This is a genomic window from Paraburkholderia sp. J94 (genome assembly GCF_905220285.1).
GTDB classification, from domain to species: Bacteria; Pseudomonadota; Gammaproteobacteria; order Burkholderiales; family Burkholderiaceae; genus Paraburkholderia; species Paraburkholderia tropica_A.
Map to the genome: position 1 here is coordinate 164,232 of NZ_CAJMZH010000018.1, position 20,877 is coordinate 185,108.

A 20,877-nucleotide genomic window follows, 5' to 3' on the forward strand; every position below is an offset into this window, starting at 1 on the left:
CGGCGCGCTACCCGCGCTCCCCCCTCTACCAGGCGACCGTTTCGGCCCGCCCTCCCCGTATCACTTCCAGCCCGCCGCCTGACGCGCGCGCGCTGCCGCCGGCACCCGCGCGATGCGCGACCGGCGCGGCCTGACGCGGCGCCTGCGCGCCCGCGAGCTGATCGAGCGCGACGCCTGCGGCCGCGCGCGTCGAATTGTCCGGCGTGCCGTGCGCGACCACGCGCAGGACGCCTTGCTGCGGCCCGAATGCGTTCGGATCGAGCGCGTCGTTGTCCGTGGGATTGCGCAGCGCGAGAATCAACTGGCCCTGGCTCTGCGCGAGCGCGAGTTCGTTCACCTCGGTCAGCGGCACGGCAAGCACCGCCGTGCGCGGCGTGGCGTTCTGCGTGCCGAAGCCGTTCGTGCGTTGCGTACCGCCCGCGCCGCCATTCACCGAATCAGCAGGATTCCCAAATACCAGCACGCGGGCCTTCGAGATCAGCAGGCGCGCCTGGGTGCGATCGATTTCGGCGCTGCCCGTGCCGCCCGACGCGCCGTCGCGGCGCAGCGTGAAGAACACGTCGACGTAATTGCCCGCGTGCAGCTGATTGCCCACGGCGTTGTTCTCGTCAACGCGCACCGCGACCGCGCGCTCGCCCGCCGCCAGCGACGACGCCAGGCTCGACGACAGTTGCGTCTCGAGCACCGGCGTATCGGCGGCGATATCGGCGAGCGGCACGCGGCCCGCGATCACCTGCACGTCGCTCGCGGACCCCGCGGGCTGCGTGCGCAGCGGCTGCACGCGCAGCGCGTCGGCGGGAATCAGCTGGCCTGCGGGCAGCGTGCGCGCGGCCACGACGACGGGCGTCAGCGGTTGCGTCACCGAGGCGGCCGGTTGCGTCGGCGCGACCGGTGCAGGCGGCGCGCGGCGCGCCAGCATGAACGCGAACAGGCCGAGCAGGAGCGCAGCGGCGATCAGCAAGCCTGCGGCGATTTTGGTCAGATTGGCCATGAGCGGCTGCCTTGAATGCGATGGGTCGGTTGCGGATGGCTCATTGCAGATTCACCGGATCGATCTGCACCGTCGCGCGGCCCGCGAGCGTGGACGGCTGCAACGCGCTGAACATCGGCAGCGCGGGTACGAGCGGGCTCTTGCTCCACGGGTAGCTGAGCGTGACCTGAATGCAGTCCATCGCCGCGTTGTTCGTGCAGCCGCTGGGCTGGGCGCTCACGACGGTCGTGCAGGTCGGCGCGGTGGCGAGCCACGTCACGCCTTGCAGCGCGCGCGTGCAGGCGGCCTGCGCGCGGCCATTGAGCGCCGAAGCGGTGTCCTGCGCATTGACGAAGACGAGCGCGGCGCGCGCGCCGTCCGCCGACGCTGCGGTCAGGCTGTGCTGCACGAGAAAGATCAGGCTGTACGTGACGATCGCGTAGAGCACGAGAAAGAACAGCGGAAACGCGATGGCGAATTCGACGGCGGCGGCGCCGCGCTGGCGTTTCGATCGCATCCATCCCTTCGAACGCGCCGTACGCTTCGCGCCGTGCGCCATCGACGCTGCATGATTCGCTGCGCACGCACTCATTGCATCGCTCCCGGCATCCACTGCAACGCAAGCCACGCGAGCGCAGGCAAGGTCAGACACGTCGCGTAGGGCGTGCCGCGCCGCGCGCCGACGCTCACGATCTGCACGCGCCGCGACGCCGACGCATGCGAGCGCGCGCGCATCGCGATGACCGCGAGCGCATGCACGAGCGCGGCGAGGCTCGCGGCCACCCACACCCAGAGCAAGGGCTGCAGCCCGCACCATGCGCCGAGCGCGGCGAACACCTTGACGTCGGCGCCGCCCATCATGCCGAGCACGAAGAACGGCATGAGCGCGGCGAGCCCGATGGCCGCCGCAATCGACGCGCGCCCAATGCCGAGATGCGCCGGTCCCGCGTGCCAGCACGCGGCCACCAGCGCGGCAACAAGGCCGGCAATCACGAGCGCGTTCGGCACGCGGCGCGAACGCAGATCGCAAATCGCGACCGCGAGCGCCCACGCGGCGAATACGCAGCTGGGAATGATGGATGCATTCATCGCGAATCGGCGTGCACAGACGTCACGCGGGCTGGCAAGCCAGCGCGTGACAATCCATTGCTACGTTTAACTGAATAACCGGGCGCGGCGACACGAGGCCGCCACGCGACGACGCGCTATTTCAGGTCTTCGTGGATGGCACCGAAGTGGTCAACTGATTCGTGATGTAGGTGAATACGCTGCTGAGCTGCGTACCCAGACTCGACGCGCTCGCGGCAATCACGACGGCAATGAGCCCGGCGATGAGCCCATATTCCAGCGCCGTCACCCCCTCCTCCGACTGCGCAAAAAGCTTTACCAGCTTGTTCATTTCGGCCCTCTCTCTTTTCTCGCGCTCTCACGCGGCATTGCATCGGCTGTCTCTGCAATTTCTTTTAAATGACGACGCCGATGCATCTGGTCCACGGACTGCCATGTCAGTCCGCCAACATCGCGGCCAAATCGTAAGCATTCCAATCAAACCTGGTATGCCACGTTCAGCTCTGCTTGTATGTGATTTTTATTCAGTGCGCTTTTTATAGCGTAACCGTGAGCGTTACGCAATCTCCCGTTACGCCACTGTTTCTACGTAACATCATTATCGGCACGCGGCGTTTTTTTATTCACTCAGGGCAAACCATAACGTCCGCGAGCCGATCGGTAGGCGCTTCCACACACCGCGTTACGCACGAGAACTACTCAGGACTAGAAACACTTTTCGATGCGTAAATAACGATTCATGCGCGGTGAATCAAGCGATATTTCAAGCTGTCGTTGATCCTGTTTCGAATGCTTCATCGAATTGAAAATATGCAAAACGATTAGCACTTCGTCACGTTACCCCGGGCATTCGTAACATCGCCCGCGCGCCGTTACGTGACGTAACGCGCGGGGAACAGTAACGCGCGCATTCCCACACATCGATTCCTGCGAAGAAAGTTTCGCGCAAAGTCCCATGCCGTCTTGATCAGACGATACGCACGTCTGCGCCGCGAAGACCGTTTTCGCGTGCGCGCTCGCATTGGCACAGCTGTTGCAGTGTATGTCGCGCAGCACGACAAAACACAGACAGAGCAGCGCATACACCGCGCACACCATACGAGAGACGAGGGCACACCATGAAGAACCATTCCATCGCGAACGCGGCACGCCTGACTGCCGTCGCTGCCACCATCGCCACGCTGCTTTCCCTGACCGCCTGCGGCGGTTCGGGCTCGCTCAGCAGCGGCACGGGCAGCGGCAGCGACGGTTCGCTGCAAACCAGCGGCGGCACGAGCGGCGGCTCGGGCAGCGGCGATAGCGGCAGTGGCAGTGGCAGCGGCGGCAGCGGTTCCGGCACCACCACCACGTCGAGCGACAGCACGTCGGGGAACGGCACGGGAACGGGAAGCGGCGGCACGTCGACCGCCGGCGGCGGGAACGGCAGCGGCGGCGACAACACCAGCAGTGGCGGCACCGGCACGGGTAGCGGCGGCACGGCCGTCGCGGCCAATGCGGTCGGCCAGGTCGCGAAGGTGTCGGGCACCGTGGTCGGCGATCTGGGTTCGACGGTGTCCGGCGTCGGCAGCACGATCGCCTCGCAATCGCTGCCGGTCGTGAGCTCGGCCACCACGCAGGCGGCGGGCGGCGTGGTCGAGAATCTCGGCGCGGCGGTCTCGACGCTCGGCAGCGGCGTGTCGAACGGTCTCGGCCAGCTCGGTTCGAGCACCAACACCAATCCGGTCGGGACGACGGTCGCGAGCACGGGCGGCGTCGTCGCCGACGCGGGCAAGGCAGTCACCAGCGCCGGCCAGCTCGTGACGAGCCTCGGCAGCGGCCCGCTCGCGCCGCTCGCCGCCGTCACCACGCCGCTCGGCGGCGCGGTCGGCACCCTCGGCACCGCGGTCACCGGCGCGGGCAACACGCTCACGACCGCGCTCTCGACCGGTCCGGTCCAGCAAGTCACGCAGCAGCTCAGCTCGGCCATTACGCCGATCACGTCGGTGCTCGCCTCGACGACGCAGACCGTCGGCAATACGACCGGCATCGGCGCGCCGGTCGCGGGCCTGCTGCAAACGCTCGGCGGCGGCCTCGAGAAAGGCGGCGCGCTGGTGGCGTCGACGGGCGCGGGCAATCCGCTCACCTCGGGCGTGGGCAACCTCGTCGCCGATACCGGCAAGACGGTCGCCACCGCCGGCAATCTCGTGACGGGCGGCACGTCGGGCAGCGGCAGCAATCCGCTCGCGCCGGTCACGGGCCTGCTCAGCGGCCTCACGGGTGGCACGACCGGCGGCACGGGTTCGGGCGGCAGCGCGGGCATTGGCATCGGCGCGGGTCTCGGCATCACCGGCGGTTCCAGCGGCGCCAATCCGCTCGCGCCGGTCACGGCGGCGCTCACCACGGTTACCTCGACGCTGACCTCGGCGACCGGCGGCAGCAGCAGCCAGCTCGCGCCGGTCACGGGCCTCGTCGCGGGTGTCGTCAACACGGTCGCCGGCACGCTGAACACGGCCGCCACCACGACGGGCAGCGTCGCGGCGGGCGCGGCGCTCGGCGCGGGCGTCAAGACGTCGAGCAGCGCCGGTAGCACGGCTGGCAGCGCGGCTAACAGCACGCCGGGCCTCTCGCTGGCCTCGCTCACGGGCGGCACCAGCAGCGGCAGCGGCGCGACCGGTCCGCTCGGCGGCGTCACGTCGCTGGTCGGCGGTCTGCTCGGCGCGAAGAAATAAGCGTCCAGCCCAGCGCCCTGAATCAGCCCATGCAGAGCGGCCGCTCCGCTCCGCAGCCTCGATAGCCAGTTACAGCGCCCTGATGAAACAAGGAGACAGCGCTATGTCCAGCACGTCCAGTCTTTCCATCGCGATTTCGCACGAGCGGGCCGTCACGTTGATGCGCGGCCTGCGCCTGACCGCCCTCGCCGCCGCGAGCGTGGTCGCCCTGAGCCTCGCCGCCTGTGGCGGCAGCAGCTACACGCCGCCGTCGGCGTCGAGCGGCACGGGCGGCACGACCGGTACGACGGGCACCTCCGGCACGGCCGGCACCGGCGGCTCGGGTGGCTCCGGCGGCGACACCAACACCAACACGGGCGGCGGCACCACCACCGGCTCGACCGGCACGAGCGGCGTGGTCAGCACGGTCGCCAAGACGGCCAGCGATCTCGGCGATGCGATCGGCTCGACCACCCTGCCCGGCGGCACCAGTTCGCAGGTCACGCAAGGCCTCGGCAGCACGGTGTCGAGCACCGGCACCGTCGCGAGCGCGCTCGCCGACGCCGTCTCGAACGGCCTCGGCCAGACCGGCTCGACGGCCAATCCGGTCGGCACCACCGTCGCGGGCCTCGGCAACGTCGTGAGCGCGACGAGCGGCGTGGTCCAGGGCGTCGCCACCACGGTCGACGGTCTCGGCAACGGGCCGCTTGCGCCGCTCGCGCCCGTCACGACGCCGGTGGCCACGGTGCTCGACACGACCGCGAACGCCGTCAACGCGGGCGGCAAGATGCTCGGCAACGCGCTCGCCTCCGCGCCGGTCCAGCAGGTCACGCAGCCGCTCAGCACCGCGATCACCCCGCTCGTCATCGAAGCCGGCGTACTCACGCAGCAGGTCGGCACGACAACGGGTCTGGGCGTGCCGGTTTCGGGGCTGCTCGCCAAGGTCGGCGGCGCGCTCGATACGGCCGGCAGCACGATCTCGTCGACCACGGGCGGCACGTCGACGACCGCTGCGCTCAGCGCGCTCGGCCCGCTCGCGCCGGTGGGCGCCGACGTCGGCACGCTGGTCTCGGCGCTCGGCAACACGGTCACCAATGCGGGCGGCCTCGTGAATCCGAACGGCCCGAATGGCGCCGCGCCGATTCCGGGTCTGATCACGAGTCTCGTCGGCGGCAGCACGGCGCTCGTCGCCAGCGGCGCGCCGACCGGCGCGGCCGCGCAAGGCCCGCTCGGTCCGCTCAATGCGGCGATCGCGAGCCTCGGGCTGGGCGGCTCGCCGCTGTCGTCGGTCACGGGTCTCACGGGCACGGCCGGCGGCACGAGCGCGGTGACCGGCGCGCTCGGCAACGTGCCGGTGGTCGGCGGCCTGCTTTCCGGCGTGGTCTCGACGGCGACCGGCGCGGCCGGTTCGGCGACATCGGGCAGCGGCACCGGAACCAGTGCGGGCACCGGCGCGGGCAGCATCGGCGGCACGACCACCCTGCTCCAGCCGGTGACGGTGATCGTCGGCACGGTGACGGGCGCGCTGGGCGCGACGACCGGCAGCACGAGTTCGACAAGCAGTTCCGGCAGCACGAGTACATCAGGGGGACTACTGAGCGGCTTGCTGCATAAGCTGCCGTAGCACGCGCAACGATCATCGGGCAACATGAGCAACGCGTGACGCGGCGTCTGGAGAGGGAAGCTGCGCGCGTAATGCGAAGCAGATCGGCAAGGTAGTACGGAGTCCGCAGGAATAAAAACACAGGCAATCAGGGAGCCACAGACCGCCGAAAAGGCGGCACAAAAAGGCGGCGCGCACCGGTCGCTTCAAAGAAACCGGGCGCGCCGACCGACAAGTCCGAGGGCAGTCCGATGAAAGGCGCAGTCGCAGAATGGGCCGTGCTCGCCGCGTTGGGGGTGATGGCGAGCGCTGGCTTGACGGGGGTGGCAGTAGCACAACAAGCAGGACCACAGAACCGGCCGGCGTCGGGCGGCAACCCCGCAGGGGGCAATCCGCTCGACGCACTGCCGCAGATCAACGCGCCGCAGAAGGCGCCGAACGTGACCGTGCAGGTGCAGCAGCAGACGCCTCAGCTGCAGCAGTTGCTCGCCACGCATCTCACGCCGACCACGTTCAAGGTCGAAGGCGTGAAGTCGATTCCCTTCGACGAGGTTGCGCAGCGTTTCGCGCCCCTCGCGAATCACGACATCACGATCGGCCAGCTGATCGAGACGGCCAACGGCGTGACGAAGCTCTATCAGGAGCGCGGCTACGCGCTGTCGTTCGCGTTCGTGCCCGCGCAGGATTTCGCGGGCGGCGTGGTGCGCATCACGGTCGTCGAAGGCTATGTGGGCAGCGTGACGATCACCGGCAAGCCAGGCAAGCTCGAGGACAAGATGCGCGCCATCGCCGCGCATATCGTCGAGGACCGGCCGCTGCGCACGGCCACGTTCCAGCGCTATATCAACGTGCTCGGCCTGCTGCCGGGGCTCAAGGTGAAGGCCAACGTGCCGCCGCCCACGAGCACCGACGGCGCCACCACGCTCGAACTCGACGCCACGCAAAAGCCGTACGACATCAGCACCGGCATCGACTTCAATCATCCGGGCGTGCAGGGTCTGCTCACGCTGACCGAGAACGGGCTGACGCCGTTCGGCGAGCAGTTGAGCGTGTCCGCGCTGCTGCCCAAGGGCCGCGACAACGTCACCTATCTGGCCGCGCACGCCGCCGTGCCGATCGCGAGCGACGGCCTCACCGCGAAGGTCGACGCCTCGCACTATCGCGGCAATCCCGCCGACAATCCGGGCCTGCCGAATTACGTGGAGCGCACCGTCATCAGCGACAAGATCACGGGTTCGCTGTCCTACCCGCTGCTGCTCAGCAACACGCGCAGCGTGGTCGGCACCGCGAGCGCCTACGCGACGCACGACGAGGACCGCTACCACAACACGATCAACGGCTTTCAGTACGACACGCATTCGCAGGTGCGCGTGCTGCAGCTGCAAGCCGATTACACCGACGTGCAGACGGGTCAGGTGCGCAAGGCGAGCATCGCGGTGGCGAAAGCGTTCAATATCCTCGGCGCGTCGAAAGGCGCCGATACGAATATTCCGGGCGTGGTGCTGCAAAACCCGGTGTCGCTGAATTTCGTGCGCACCAATGCGTCGTTCTCGCAGACCAACGACTGGCCGATGGGCTTCGGCACGTCGGTGGCGGTCACGGGCCAGTACAGCGCGGTCACGCTGCCGACTTCGGAGCAGATCTCGTTCGGCGCGCAGCGCTTCGCGGCGGGCTACCAGCCGGGCGAGGCCTCGGGCGATTCGGGCTGGGGCTTCCTGCTCGAACTGAATCATCCGTTCAAGATCGGCCGCACCTGGCTGCAAACGATCACGCCTTATGTCTCGTTCGACATGGCGCGCGTCTATCTGCATGCGGGCACGCCCTCGCCTTCGCGGCTGTCGTCGGCGTCGTTCGGGTTTCGGATCTCGGACGGCAAGTACTACAGCCTCGATCTCTCCGTGGCGAAGGCGCTCGCCGATGCGCCGATCGAGAGCCCGTCGCGCAGCCCGCGCATCAACGCGACGTTCTCGTATCAGCTCAACTGATGCGATGGGCGAGATGTGAGAGACGCGTGCGGCGCGCGAGGCACGGCACGTGCGGCAAGCCGCGTGCCGCGCGCGCCGCGCCGACTAGAGTTCCTACTCGCAAACGCGCGCGGCGCTTTCGCGTATGCTGCCCTGACTGCATGAGCGCGCCATCGCGTCACGCGTCTGCACGTGCCTGCGCGCGTTGCATGCCGTGCGTGCGGTACACACACATAAACATCAGTGGAGGAAGACACATGAACCGTATCGACGGTCGCCCCCTTTCGTTCGCCGCGCGCGCGGCGCGTCATCTCGCGCTGGCCGGCGCGCTGCTGGGCGGCATCGCCGCCGCGCATGCGCAGGACAGCTCGCCCGTCGGCGTCTGGCAGACCATCGACGATCACACCGGCCAGCCGAAAGCCCTCGTGCAGATCAGCGACGACGGCAGCGGCGGCCTCACCGGCAAGGTCATCAAGGGACTCGGCGCGAACGATCAGCCCGATCGCCGCTGCACCGCCTGCACCGATTCGCGCAAGGACCAGCTGATCCTCGGCATGACGATCATCGACAGCATGAAGAAGGCCGGCAACGAGTACGACGGCGGCCACATTCTCGACCCGGAAAACGGCAAGATCTATAGCTGCAAGATGCACACGGAAGATGGCGGCCAGAAGCTCGTGGTGCGCGGCTATATGGGCATTGCGCTGCTCGGCCGCTCGCAGACGTGGGTGCGTCAGCAGTAAGACAGTGCGCCGCGCGACACCATGAAAAAGGCCGCCTGAATCAGGCGGCCTTTTTTGATCGACCCGGGTGCGCACGTCAAACCGTGTGCCGATACACCGACCGATAGCTGAACGGCTGCGGCACGCCGGGCGCGGCCGGCGAGAACGGCGAATTGCGCATCGGCACCTCTTCCTGGGCGCGCGCGGCTTTTTCGGCGCGGCTCGCGTGCTTGCGCATGCGGGTTTCGATGGCGTCGCACAGTGCCGCGCCCTCGGGGCCGAACAGCTCGGCCATCACGTTCTTGAGCACGCCTTCGTCGTGCCACGCCTTGAAGCGGCGATGGCAGGTCTGATAGGACGGATAGCGGCGCGGCATGGCCGACCACGTGGCGCCGCTGTACATGACCCACAGCACGCCGTTGAGCACCGAGCGGGTGTTGGCAAGCGGGCGGCCGCGCAGCTCGGAGCGCGGGCGCAGTTCGGGCAGCAGCGGCAACACGCGTTGCCACTCTTCCTCGGTGATATCGCGATGCGGCGTCATGGAGTTCTCCTTGGTCAGAACGGTTCTGAACCAACGATATCCACTCGCCCGCGCGGGCCATATCAGACGAGTCCGAATCTTGAAAAAACGCTTCGGACTCTATTTTTGCGATGTCGCAGGGGTGCGCGCGCTCAGGTCGGCACTGCGGTCAGCACTCAGGTCAGCGACGTATCGACGATGCGGCGCGGCGTTTCGAGATATTCCTTCGACTGCATTTCGACGATCCGCGACACCGTGCGCGTGAACTCGTTCGCCATCGGGCCTTCGGGATAGAGGTCCTCGGGCGGCACGGCCGACGACATCAGCAGCTTGACCTTGTGGTCGTAGAACACGTCAATGAGCCAAGTGAAGCGGCGCGCCTCGGAGGCCATGCGCGGCGTCATCTGCGGCACGTCTGACAGAATCACGGCGTGAAAGCGGCTCGCCAGTTCGAGATAGTCGTTCTGCGAGCGCGGACCGCCGCAGAGCGTGGCGAAGTCGAACCACACCACGCCGTCGGCCTTGCGCAGCGCCTTCAGTTCGCGCTTCTCGATGTGCAGGATCGGGCTTTCGTCGGGCACCGCGGCCAGTTGCGCGAACGAGTGACGCAGCGCCTTGTCGGCGGCGGCGCCGAGCGGCGTGTGATAGACCTCGACCTGCGCGAGCGTGCGCTGGCGATAGTCGACGCCGGCATCGACGTTCAGGACATCCAACTTTTCCTTGATGAGCGCGATGGCGGGCAGCATGCGGTCGCGATGCAGGCCGTCGGGATAAAGCAGATCCGGGTCGTAGTTCGAGGTCATCACGAACTGCACGCCGTTCGAAAACAGGCGGTCGAGCAGGCGGTACAGGATCATCGCGTCGGCGATGTCCGAGACGTGGAATTCGTCGAAACAGATCAGGCGATAGCGCTTCGCGATGCGGCGCGCGAGTTCGTCGAGCGGATCGGCCTGGCCCTTCAGTTCTTCGAGTTCGCGATGCACTTCGCGCATGAACTCGTGAAAATGCAGGCGCGTCTTGCGCTGCACCGGCACGACCGCGTAGAAGCTGTCCATCAGGAAGCTCTTGCCGCGCCCTACCCCGCCCCACATGTAGACGCCGCGCGGCAGATCGGGACGGTTGATGAGTTTCCAGAACGCGTTCGAACGACGCGATTTGTATTCGACCCACTCGTCGTAGCACCGCTGCAGCCGCTCGATCGCAACGCGTTGCGCCGTATCGGGTTGGTAACCGCGTTTCTGCAGTTCGTTTTCGTAGTATTCGGTGACGTTCATTTCGTGAGCCGCAAATGAGTAAAGGCGGGCGGGTGTTCGAACCCGTCCGCCTCTGTACGTGATGCAGGTGCTGCAAGGCCGGAACGCTGGCGCGCCCGGCCTCAGGCGCTTACATGTTGAGCGCGCGCTTGTCGGTAGCGAGTGCCGCTTCGCGCATGACTTCGGACAGCGACGGATGCGGATGGCAGATGCGGCCGAGGTCTTCGGCAGCAGCCTTGAATTCCATCGCCACCACGGCTTCCGCGATCAGGTCCGATGCGTTCGCCGAGATGATGTGCACGCCGAGCAGTTCGTCGGTCTTCGCGTCGGCGATCATCTTCACAAAGCCGTCGGCCTTGTTGATGCCGAGCGCGCGGCCGTTCGCCATGAACGGGAACTGGCCCGTCTTGATGTCGCGGCCTTCGGCCTTGAGCTGCTGTTCCGTCTTGCCGACCCACGCGATTTCCGGTTCGGTGTAGATCACCCACGGAATGCAGTTGTAGTCGATGTGCGGCTTCTGGCCGTCGATCACTTCCGCGACCAGCACGCCTTCGTCTTCGGCCTTGTGCGCGAGCATCGGGCCGCGCACCACGTCGCCGATCGCGTAGACGTTCGGCACCGACGTTGCGCAGTGCGCATCGACGTCGATGAAACCGCGCTCGTTGGCCTTCAGGCCGATCGCTTCGAGACCGAGGTTGTCGGTGTTCGGCACGCGGCCAACCGACACGATCAGGCGGTCGGCTTCGAGCACTTGCGCGTTGCCGTCCTTGTCCGTGTAGTTGATCGTGACGTTCTTGTCCGTCGCCTTCACTTCGCCGACCTTCACGCCAACGTGAATGTCGAGACCCTGCTTCTTGAAGAGCTTCGCAGCTTCCTTCGAGAGCGACTGGTCAGCGGCGCCGAGGAATTCCGGCAGCGCTTCGAGGATCGTGACGTCGGCGCCCAGACGGCGCCACACCGAACCCAGTTCCAGACCGATCACGCCTGCGCCGATCACGGCCAGCTTCTTCGGCACCGAGTCGAACGTCAGCGCGCCTTCGTTGTCGGCGATGATCTTGTTGTCGACCGGCATGCCCGGCAGGTGACGCGCCTTCGAACCCGTCGCGATGATGACGTTCTTCGCCGTCACGACTTCGGTTTCGCCTTCGCCCGAGACTTCGATCTGCACGCCGGCGTCGTTCTTGCCGGTGAACTTGCCATGGCCCTTGAGCCAGGTGATCTTGTTCTTGCGGAACAGGAATTCGATACCCTTCGTCATCTTCTCGACGATGCCGTCCTTGCGGGCGAGCATCTTCGACACGTCGAGCTTCACGTCAGCGACGCTGATGCCGTGGTCGCCCAGATGATGCGCGGCGTTTTCGAACTCTTCCGACGAGGCGAGCAGCGCCTTCGACGGAATGCAGCCCACGTTCAGGCAGGTGCCGCCGAGCTTCAGCGCGCCGGCCGGGTTCTTCCACTTTTCGATACACGCAACCGACTTGCCGAGCTGCGCGGCGCGGATCGCCGCGATATAGCCGCCGGGGCCGGCGCCGATCACGACGACGTCAAATTCTTTGGACATGGTCATCCTTTCGATACGTGAGCGCGGCGCGCGAACCCTGGCTTCCAGAGTTCGCGCGCACGCCGCTCAGTGTGAGACTTGATACGCGATGCTTGAGCGACGCTGTGATTACAGGTCGAGCAGCAGGCGCGCCGGATCTTCGAGCGCGTCCTTCATCGCGACCAGCGACAGGACGGCTTCGCGGCCGTCGATGATGCGGTGGTCGTACGACATCGCGAGGTAGTTCATCGGGCGGATCACGATCTGGCCGTTTTCCACCACAGCGCGTTCCTTCGTCGCGTGCACGCCGAGGATCGCCGACTGCGGCGGGTTGATGATCGGCGTCGAGAGCATCGAGCCGAACACACCGCCGTTCGAGATCGAGAACGTGCCGCCCGTCATTTCTTCGATCGAGAGCTTGCCGTCCTTGGCCTTCTGACCGAATTCGGCGATCTTCTTCTCGATGTCGGCGAGGCTCATCTGGTCTGCGTTGCGCAGGATGGGCACCACCAGACCGCGCGGCGAACCGACGGCGATACCGATGTCGAAGTAGCCGTGATAGACGATGTCGTTACCGTCGATCGACGCGTTCACGAGCGGGAACTTCTTGAGGGCGTGAACCGCAGCCTTCACGAAGAACGACATGAAGCCGAGCTTCACGCCATGTTCCTTCTCGAACTTGTCCTTGTACTTGTTGCGCAGATCCATGACCGGCGCCATGTTCACTTCGTTGAACGTCGTGAGGATGGCGTTGGTTTGCTGCGATTCGAGCAGACGCTCGGCGATACGCGCACGCAGACGCGACATCGGCACGCGCTGTTCCGGGCGGTCGCTCAGCCAGTTGCCGGCCGATGCCGGTGCGTTGACTTGCGGCAGCGCGGGCTTGGCGGCAGCCGGCTTGCCAGCCGGTGCGGCTGCGGGTGCGGCCTTCGGCGCGCCTGCGCCGAGCACGTCCTGCTTCGTGATGCGGCCGTCGCGGCCCGTGCCGGCGACGTCGCCGCCTGCGAGACCCTTCTCCGCCATCAGCTTGGTCGCTGCGGGCGAGGCGATGTTGCTGCTCGACGTCGATGCGGCTGCGGCAGCGGGTGCTGCGGCGGCGGCCGGTGCGGCTGCCGGAGCGGCGGCGGCTGCGGGAGCCGCTGCGGCGCCAGCCTTGCCTTCCGTGTCGATCTTCGCGATGACCTGTTCGCTCGTGACGGTTGCGCCGTCGCCGATCAGAACTTCAGCCAGCACGCCGGCTGCGGGCGCCGGCACTTCGAGCACGACCTTGTCGGTCTCGATTTCGATAACGACTTCGTCCTGAGCGATCGCTTCGCCCGGCTTCTTCTTCCACTGCAGCATCGTGCCTTCCGACACCGACTCCGAGAACTGCGGGACCTTGACTTCAACAATAGCCATTTGATGTTCCTGAATACGTATCTGGGTACGAACCGGCTCGCGCATCTGAGCGCGGGAAAGCGCGCTGTGTTCGCACGCCTTCCCGGTTCGTTAGCTCATATGCTTATTTCGCGACCTGCGCGCCCTTCAGGCGGCCGAACGCACCTTCGATCAGCGTCTTCTGCTGTTCGTAATGCTTCGCGTAGTAGCCGACAGCCGGCGAGGCCGAAGCAGGACGGCCGCTGTATGCGAGCTTCATGCCTTCCTTCATGCCTTCCTTCAGGTGGTGCTCGATGTAGAACCACGGGCCCTGATTCTGCGGCTCGTCCTGCACCCACACCACTTCGGTCGCGTTGTCGTACTTCTTCAGCTCCGCTTCGAACTGCTTGTGCGCGAACGGATAGAGCTGTTCGATACGGATGATCGCGACGTCGTTTGCCTTCGCTTCGCGGCGATGCGCGACGAGGTCGAAGTACACGCGGCCCGAGCAGGCCACCACGCGCTTGACCTTCTTCGCGTCGATCGACTCGTCCACTTCGCCGATGACCGGCTGGAACGTGCCCTTCGCGAGTTCGGACAGGTCCGACACGGCTTCCTTGTGACGCAGCAGCGACTTCGGCGTGAAGATGATCAGCGGCTTGCGGAACAGACGGATCATCTGGCGGCGCAGCACGTGGAAGATCTGAGCCGGCGTGGTCGGCTGAACGACCTGCATGTTGTGCTCGGCGCACAGTTGCAGGAAACGTTCGATACGCGCCGACGAGTGCTCCGGACCCTGGCCTTCGTAGCCGTGCGGCAGCAGCATCGTGAGACCCGAGACGCGGCCCCACTTCACTTCGCCCGACGAGATGAACTGGTCGATCACGACCTGCGCACCGTTGACGAAGTCGCCGAACTGGCCTTCCCACGCGACGAGCGTGTTCGGTTCAGCCGTCGAGTAGCCGTATTCGAAGCCCAGCACCGCTTCTTCCGACAGCACCGAGTCGATCACGTTGAACTTCGCCTGGTTGTCAGCGATGTTCTGCAGCGGGATGTACGTGCCGTCGTTCCAGCGTTCGCGGTTCTGGTCGTGCAGAACGGCGTGACGGTGCGTGAACGTGCCGCGGCCCGAGTCCTGACCCGTCAGGCGCACAGCGTAGCCCGATGCGACCAGCGACGCGTAGGCGAGGTGTTCGCCCATGCCCCAGTCGAGCTTCGCTTCGCCCTTGCCCATCGCGCGGCGGTCGTTGATGACGCGCTCGACCAGCGGGTGAACCTTGAAGTTCTCGGGGATCGTGGTGATGCGTTCGGCGAGGCGCTTGAGTTCCGCGAGCGGCACGGCCGTATCGGCTGCGTCGGTCCACTTGCGGTTCAGGAACGGCACCCAGTCCACCGCGTACTTGCTCTTGTAGTTCGAGAGCACCGGGTCGACCGTGTGGTGGCCTTCGTCCATCGCGGCGCGGTACGCCTTGACGTAGTTGTCGCCGTCTTCCGCCGTGATGACGCCCTGCTGCACGAGCTTCTCAGCGTAAAGCGCACGGGTGCCCGGGTGCTTCGCGATCGTCTTGTACATCAGCGGCTGCGTGACCGCCGGGGTGTCCTGCTCGTTGTGGCCGAGCTTGCGGAAACAGATGATGTCGACGACAACATCCTTGTGGTACTGCATGCGGAATTCGACCGCGAGCTGGATCGCCAGCACGACCGCTTCCGGATCGTCGCCGTTCACGTGCAGCACCGGCGCTTCGATCATCTTGACCACGTCGGTACAGTACAGCGTCGAGCGCGCATCGCGCGGGTCCGACGTCGTGAAGCCGATCTGGTTGTTGATGACGATGTGCAGCGTGCCGTGCGTGCCGTAACCACGCGTTTGCGCGAGGTTCAGCGTTTCCATCACGACGCCCTGGCCTGCGAAGGCCGCGTCGCCGTGGATCTGCACCGGCAGCACCTGCAGGCCGTTGTCGTCGCCGCGGCGCTCCATACGGGCCTTGGCCGAGCCTTCGACCACCGGGTTGACGATTTCGAGGTGCGACGGGTTGAACGCGAGCGACAGGTGGACCGGGCCGCCTTCGGTTGCGACGTCCGACGAGAAGCCCTTGTGGTACTTCACGTCGCCTGCCGGCAGGTCGTCGACGTGCTTGCCTTCGAATTCGGCAAACAGGTCCGCCGGCATCTTGCCCAGCGTATTGACCAGCACGTTCAGACGGCCGCGGTGGGCCATGCCGATGACGATTTCCTGCACGCCCTTCGCGCCTGCGTGACGGACGACTTCGTCCATCGCGGCGATGAAGGATTCGCCGCCTTCGAGCGAGAAGCGCTTCTGGCCGACGTACTTGGTGTGCAGGAAGCGCTCAAGACCTTCAGCAGCCGTGAGGCGCTGGAGGATGTGCTTCTTCTTGTCGTTCGTGAAGTTCGGCGTCGAGCGGATCGACTCGAGGCGTTCCTTCCACCAGCGCTTCTGTTCCGGGTCGCTGATGTACATGTACTCGGCGCCGATCGTGCCGCAGTACGTGTCGCGCAGCGCCTTGACGATCTCGCGCAGCGTCGCGCGCTCGAAACCGAAATACAGGTTCGTGGCGCTGAACGTCTGGTCCATATCGGCTTCAGTGAAGTCGTAGAACGCAGGTTCGAGTTCGGGGATAGGCGGACGCTCGCGACGCTTCAGCGGATCCAGGTTCGCCCATTGCGAGCCCAGGAAGCGATATGCGCCGATAAGGGACTGAACGTAGACCTGCTTGCGTGCCGTTGCGAGATCTTCGCCGCCGCCCCTGGCGACGAATGCATTGGCTTTCGCGCGCTGTGCAAACGACTCGACGATCGGGCCGTGTGCGACATCGCTGTCGGCCGAACCACTCGACGACGGCACGTTTTGCAGTGCGTCGAAGTATTCGCGCCATTGGTCCGGAACGGACGCAGGGTTGTCAAGATATGCTTCGTATAGCTCTTCGACATACGGAGCATTGCCGCCGAACAGATAGGAGTTCAGCTGGAATTGCTTCATCGTTTCCGACATTTACGCTCACCTTTCTTCGAGTTTCTCGAGAAATAGCGGGTTACTCAACCTTCCGCGCCACGGCCTGACCGTTTAGCGGATTGCGAATCAAGTCTGCTTGGAAGGACCTAAATCATGCATCCGCGGAGGATAGCACATAAGTGATACTCCCCATAAGATGCAATGCGACACAGCACCGCACGCAAACCCTTGCTCCACGGGCCTGAGCGGCACTTTGCAACTTTTACAACAGACTCTTCCTGCACTGCGAGGCAATCCCCGCCGGACGCAAAAAAGCCGCCCAGACAGCGGCGGCTTTCTTGTTTTCTTACATGCATTGCAGTGCGCGAAAAAGTTTCGACAGCAAAACTTTACTCGGCTTCGCGGCTTGCGCGGCGACGCTCGTGCTCTTTCAGGTGACGCTTGCGCAGGCGGATCGACTGCGGCGTCACTTCCACGAGTTCGTCGTCGTCGATGAATTCGACTGCGTACTCGAGCGACATCTGGATCGGCGGAACGAGGCGCACGGCTTCGTCGGTGCCCGAGGCGCGCACGTTGGTCAGCTGCTTGCCCTTGATCGGGTTCACGACGAGGTCGTTGTCGCGGCTATGGATACCGATGATCATGCCTTCGTACAGCGCGTCGCCCGGCTTCACGAACATGCGGCCGCGGTCCTGCAGCTTCCACAGTGCGTAGGCGACAGCGGCGCCGTCGTCCTGCGAGATCAGCACGCCGTTGCGGCGCTCGCCGAGCGTACCTTCCTTGACCGGACCGTAAGCGTCGAACACGTGGCTCATCAGGCCCGTGCCGCGCGTGAGCGTCATGAATTCGCCCTGGAAGCCGATCAGGCCACGCGCCGGAATGCGGTACTCGAGACGCGTGCGGCCCTGGCCGTCCGACGCCATGTCGAGCATTTCGCCCTTGCGGCGGCCCAGTTCTTCCATCACGCCGCCCTGGTTGGCGTCTTCGACGTCCACGGTCAGCATTTCGTACGGCTCCTGCTTCACGCCGTCGACCTCGTGCAGCACCACGCGCGGACGCGACACGGCCAGCTCGTAGCCTTCACGGCGCATGTTTTCGATCAGGATCGTCAGGTGCAGTTCGCCACGGCCCGAGACTTCGAACGTGGTTTCGTCACCGGTGTCCTTCACGCGCAGCGCGACGTTGTGGTTCAGTTCCTTCGTCAGACGGTCGCGGATCTGGCGGCTCGTCACGAACTTGCCTTCCTTGCCGGCGAGCGGCGACGAGTTCACGAGGAAGTTCATCGTGAGCGTCGGCTCGTCCACCGTGATCATCGGCAGCGCTTCGGGGTTGTCCACCGCGCAGATCGTCGCGCCGATACCGATGTCTTCGATACCGTTGATCAGCACGATGTCGCCGGCTTCAGCCGACTCCACCTGCACGCGCTCCAGGCCGCTGAACGACAGCACCTGGTTGATCTTGCGGTTCATCACATCGCCTTCCGGGCCGAAGCGCAGGGCAACCTGCTGGCCCGGCTTGATACGGCCGCGCTTGATACGGCCCACGCCGATACGGCCAACGTAAGCCGAGTAGTCGAGCGAGGTGATCTGGAGCTGCAGGCCGCCTTCCGGGTCGGCGTCGCGAATCGGCACGTACTTGAGCACGGCGTCGAACAGGGGACGCATGTCGCCTTCGCGCGCATCCGGCGACATCGAAGCGTAGCCGTTCAGGCCCGATGCGTACACGACCGGGAAGTCCAGCTGCTCTTCGGTCGCGCCGAGCTTGTCGAACAGGTCGAACGTCTGGTTGATGACCCAGTCGATACGCGCGCCCGGACGGTCGATCTTGTTGACGACGACGATCGGCTTGAGGCCGAGCGCCAGCGCCTTCTTGGTCACGAAGCGCGTTTGCGGCATCGGGCCTTCGACGGCGTCGACGAGCAGCAGCACCGAGTCGACCATCGACAGAACGCGTTCCACTTCGCCGCCGAAGTCGGCGTGGCCCGGCGTGTCGACGATGTTGATGTGGGTGCCTTCGTACTCGACCGCGCAGTTCTTCGAAAGAATCGTGATGCCACGTTCCTTTTCGATGTCGTTCGAGTCCATCACGCGCTCAGCGACCTGCTGGTTGTCACGGAACGTGGCGGTCTGACGGAGGAGCTGGTCGACGAGCGTGGTCTTGCCGTGGTCGACGTGGGCAATGATGGCAATGTTGCGAAGGGCGCGGGACATAGGAACCTGGGTACAGTTAAGAGTGCGCGGCAGCGCGCCCGGGCGGGCGAGCGCTACACAGCCGGCTACATAGCCAGAACTGAGGCATCGCGACCACCGCCCGCCCCTTCCGGACGCATCCGGAGGCTCGATTCGGCAGCGCTGCAATGGCGCACTTTTGGGAACCTGAAATTATAGCACGCGCAGATGAATTGATCAGGCGCATATCCGATCTTTCCATCATGGGCCGCCGTGGCCTGCCGGAACCCGTGCAAACAGGCACGGGGTCGGACGCTCACGGGTTCCGCAGCGGCGCTGCGCAGGATCTCAATTTTCTCATGCCCACCGCGCAAGATTAAGACCCCATCCGGCAAAGGTTATTCAGCCTCGGCAGAATAAAACCCTTGTCGCGTCAACTAACGTTTCCTATAATCCCTGCCTGGTCAATCATTGCAGTCGCAGCAGAAACATGACGGATCCGATCCCTGTACCGCCGCCCGAAATCCGCGATTACGATCTCGGCGAGAGCGTCGGCTACCTGCTCGCGCGTGCCAAGACGAGCATGTCGAACATGGTCACGCAGCGCACGCTCGCCGAGCTCGGCATCACCAGCCAGCAGGCCAGCGTGCTGTTCATGGTGGCGAGCGGCAAATGCCTGCTCGCGGCCGAACTGGCGCGCGAATACGGCATCGACGCCAGCGCGGTCACGCGTCTCGTCGACCGGCTGGAGAAGCGCGGCCTGCTCAAGCGCGTGCGCAGCTCGGAAGACCGCCGCGCCGTGCGCCTCGCGCTCACGCCCGAAGGCGAAGCGATCGCACGCCGCATGCCGGCCATTTTCACGAGCGTGACGGAGACACTCGCCGCGGGTTTCACACCGGAAGAAGTGGGCTTTCTGAAGAACATGTTGCGCCGGGTTCTGGCCAATAGCTGCGATGCTAGCCAGAACGCGAACCCGGCAGCCGGCCAGAATCCGCCGGCTAATTCATGACAGGGCAAGCAAATTTGAAACCGGAAAACAAGAAAATAGCTGCATCGTCCAGTATCACCTCACCTTCTCACGCAACGAGACGAGCAATGAAATCCCAAACCCAGTTTGCGCCAGCGCTGTCTTGCCGGGCCGCGGTGACGGCCGCGATCGCCGCGATCGCGCTCTCGGGCTGCGCGAACTACATCGGCATCAAGAGCGACAAGACGCTGGACCAGCCGCAACAGTTCGAGTCGTCGCAGAGCATTCCGGCGCAGGGTGGCCAGTGGCCCGCGCTCGACTGGGCGAGCCAGTTCGGCGATCCGCAGTTGCAGAAGCTGATCGACGAAGCGCTCGAGGGCAATCCGACCATCGCGCAGGCGCAGGCGCGACTCGCGAAAGCGTCGTCCTATATTGAGACGTCGAAGTCGGCGCTCTATCCGAAGGCCAACGCGAGCTACTCGTGGACCCGCGAGCTGTATTCCGAAAACGCGCTGTTCCCGCCGCCCTACGGCGGCAGCTGGTACAGCGAAAACAACGTGCTCGCGAGCGCGTCGTGGGATCTGGACCTCTGGGGTAAAAACCGTCAGCGTCTCGCGCAGGCCGTGTCCTCGCAGCGCGCCGCCGAAGCCGAGATGCAGCAGGCGCGCATCACGCTCGCCGCGTCGGTCGCGCGTACGTATAACCAGCTCGCCCAGCTCTACGCGCTGCGCGACATCGCCGCGCACGAAATCGACAACCGCAAGACCATCGGCACGATCACGAACGGCCGCGTGGTCGCGGGCCTCGATACCAACGTCGAGCGTCAGACCGCCAACGGCAATATCGCAACGAGCCAGGCCAATCTTTCGCAGATCGACGGCCAGATCGAGACCGTGCGCTACCAACTGGGCGCGCTGCTCGGCAAAGGCCCGGACCGTGGTCTGCAGATCGCGAATCCGGTGCTCAATCCGGTCGCGAACGTCGCGCTGCCCGACAACCTGCCCGCCGATCTCATCGCGCGCCGCCCGGATATCGTCGCCGCGCGCTGGCAGGTCGAAGGCGCGATGCACGACGTCAAGGAAGCGAAA

General features: G+C 65.4%; 16 protein-coding genes. 6 read left to right on the plus strand and 10 right to left on the minus strand.

Features of this window, described 5'->3' with window-relative positions; all coding sequences use genetic code 11:
• Window positions 1–25 precede the first annotated feature (25 nt).
• From cpaB to U4Y88_RS31670, 4 genes are all read right to left on the minus strand, one after another.
• A complete protein-coding gene (gene cpaB, locus U4Y88_RS31655) occupies window positions 26–991 on the minus strand; it encodes a Flp pilus assembly protein CpaB (RefSeq protein WP_321788726.1) in 966 nt (321 codons plus the stop codon).
• Between the two features lie 40 nt (window positions 992–1,031).
• Window positions 1,032–1,487 (minus strand): TadE family protein, encoded by a 456-nt coding sequence (locus U4Y88_RS31660; protein WP_321788728.1) that lies wholly within the window; start codon window positions 1,485–1,487, stop codon window positions 1,032–1,034.
• Between the two features lie 71 nt (window positions 1,488–1,558).
• Entirely contained in the window at window positions 1,559–2,059 is a 501-nt protein-coding gene (locus U4Y88_RS31665; RefSeq protein ID WP_224006838.1) for a prepilin peptidase, read from the minus strand.
• Window positions 2,060–2,180: 121 nt separating this feature from the next.
• Entirely contained in the window at window positions 2,181–2,369 is a 189-nt protein-coding gene (locus tag U4Y88_RS31670) for a Flp family type IVb pilin (protein WP_310630948.1), read from the minus strand.
• Window positions 2,370–3,156: 787 nt separating this feature from the next.
• On the opposite strand from U4Y88_RS31670, the gene U4Y88_RS31675 reads away from it, so the two are divergent.
• From U4Y88_RS31675 to U4Y88_RS31690, 4 genes are all read left to right on the plus strand, one after another.
• Window positions 3,157–4,746 carry a collagen-like triple helix repeat-containing protein gene (locus U4Y88_RS31675; protein WP_321788730.1) on the plus strand — a complete coding sequence of 530 codons (1,590 nt, stop codon included), beginning with the start codon at window positions 3,157–3,159 and terminating at the stop codon, window positions 4,744–4,746.
• A 160-nt stretch (window positions 4,747–4,906) separates the two neighbouring features.
• Entirely contained in the window at window positions 4,907–6,349 is a 1,443-nt protein-coding gene (locus U4Y88_RS31680; RefSeq protein ID WP_321788744.1) for a collagen-like triple helix repeat-containing protein, read from the plus strand.
• A gap of 278 nt (window positions 6,350–6,627) precedes the next feature.
• A complete protein-coding gene (locus tag U4Y88_RS31685; RefSeq protein ID WP_310633614.1) occupies window positions 6,628–8,313 on the plus strand; it encodes a ShlB/FhaC/HecB family hemolysin secretion/activation protein in 1,686 nt (561 codons plus the stop codon).
• A 236-nt stretch (window positions 8,314–8,549) separates the two neighbouring features.
• Entirely contained in the window at window positions 8,550–9,035 is a 486-nt protein-coding gene (locus U4Y88_RS31690; RefSeq protein ID WP_224006826.1) for a DUF2147 domain-containing protein, read from the plus strand.
• Window positions 9,036–9,111: 76 nt separating this feature from the next.
• On the opposite strand, the gene U4Y88_RS31695 is transcribed toward U4Y88_RS31690, so the two are convergent.
• The 6 genes from U4Y88_RS31695 to typA form a co-directional block, all read right to left on the minus strand.
• Entirely contained in the window at window positions 9,112–9,555 is a 444-nt protein-coding gene (locus tag U4Y88_RS31695) for a transposase (protein ID WP_310633611.1), read from the minus strand.
• A gap of 155 nt (window positions 9,556–9,710) precedes the next feature.
• Entirely contained in the window at window positions 9,711–10,808 is a 1,098-nt protein-coding gene (zapE, locus tag U4Y88_RS31700; protein ID WP_224006807.1) for a cell division protein ZapE, read from the minus strand.
• A gap of 109 nt (window positions 10,809–10,917) precedes the next feature.
• Window positions 10,918–12,348, minus strand: a complete 1,431-nt coding sequence (lpdA, locus tag U4Y88_RS31705) for a dihydrolipoyl dehydrogenase (protein ID WP_224006804.1) — start codon at window positions 12,346–12,348, stop codon at window positions 10,918–10,920.
• Window positions 12,349–12,456: 108 nt separating this feature from the next.
• Window positions 12,457–13,725: a 2-oxoglutarate dehydrogenase complex dihydrolipoyllysine-residue succinyltransferase gene (gene odhB, locus U4Y88_RS31710; RefSeq protein WP_224006802.1), complete on the minus strand. Its 1,269-nt coding sequence runs from the start codon at window positions 13,723–13,725 to the stop codon at window positions 12,457–12,459.
• A 103-nt stretch (window positions 13,726–13,828) separates the two neighbouring features.
• Window positions 13,829–16,693, minus strand: coding sequence for a 2-oxoglutarate dehydrogenase E1 component (locus U4Y88_RS31715; protein ID WP_321788732.1), 2,865 nt, complete (start codon window positions 16,691–16,693; stop codon window positions 13,829–13,831).
• Between the two features lie 350 nt (window positions 16,694–17,043).
• Complete coding sequence (typA, locus tag U4Y88_RS31720) at window positions 17,044–18,864, minus strand: translational GTPase TypA (RefSeq protein ID WP_224006796.1); 1,821 nt, start codon at window positions 18,862–18,864, stop codon at window positions 17,044–17,046.
• A gap of 448 nt (window positions 18,865–19,312) precedes the next feature.
• Between typA and U4Y88_RS31725 the strand changes: the two genes are divergently transcribed.
• Both U4Y88_RS31725 and U4Y88_RS31730 read left to right on the plus strand, forming a co-directional pair.
• A complete protein-coding gene (locus U4Y88_RS31725; protein ID WP_205996306.1) occupies window positions 19,313–19,831 on the plus strand; it encodes a MarR family winged helix-turn-helix transcriptional regulator in 519 nt (172 codons plus the stop codon).
• An 86-nt stretch (window positions 19,832–19,917) separates the two neighbouring features.
• Window positions 19,918–20,877, plus strand: a 960-nt coding sequence (locus U4Y88_RS31730) for an efflux transporter outer membrane subunit (RefSeq protein WP_321788734.1), incomplete at its 3' end; no start/stop codon positions are given.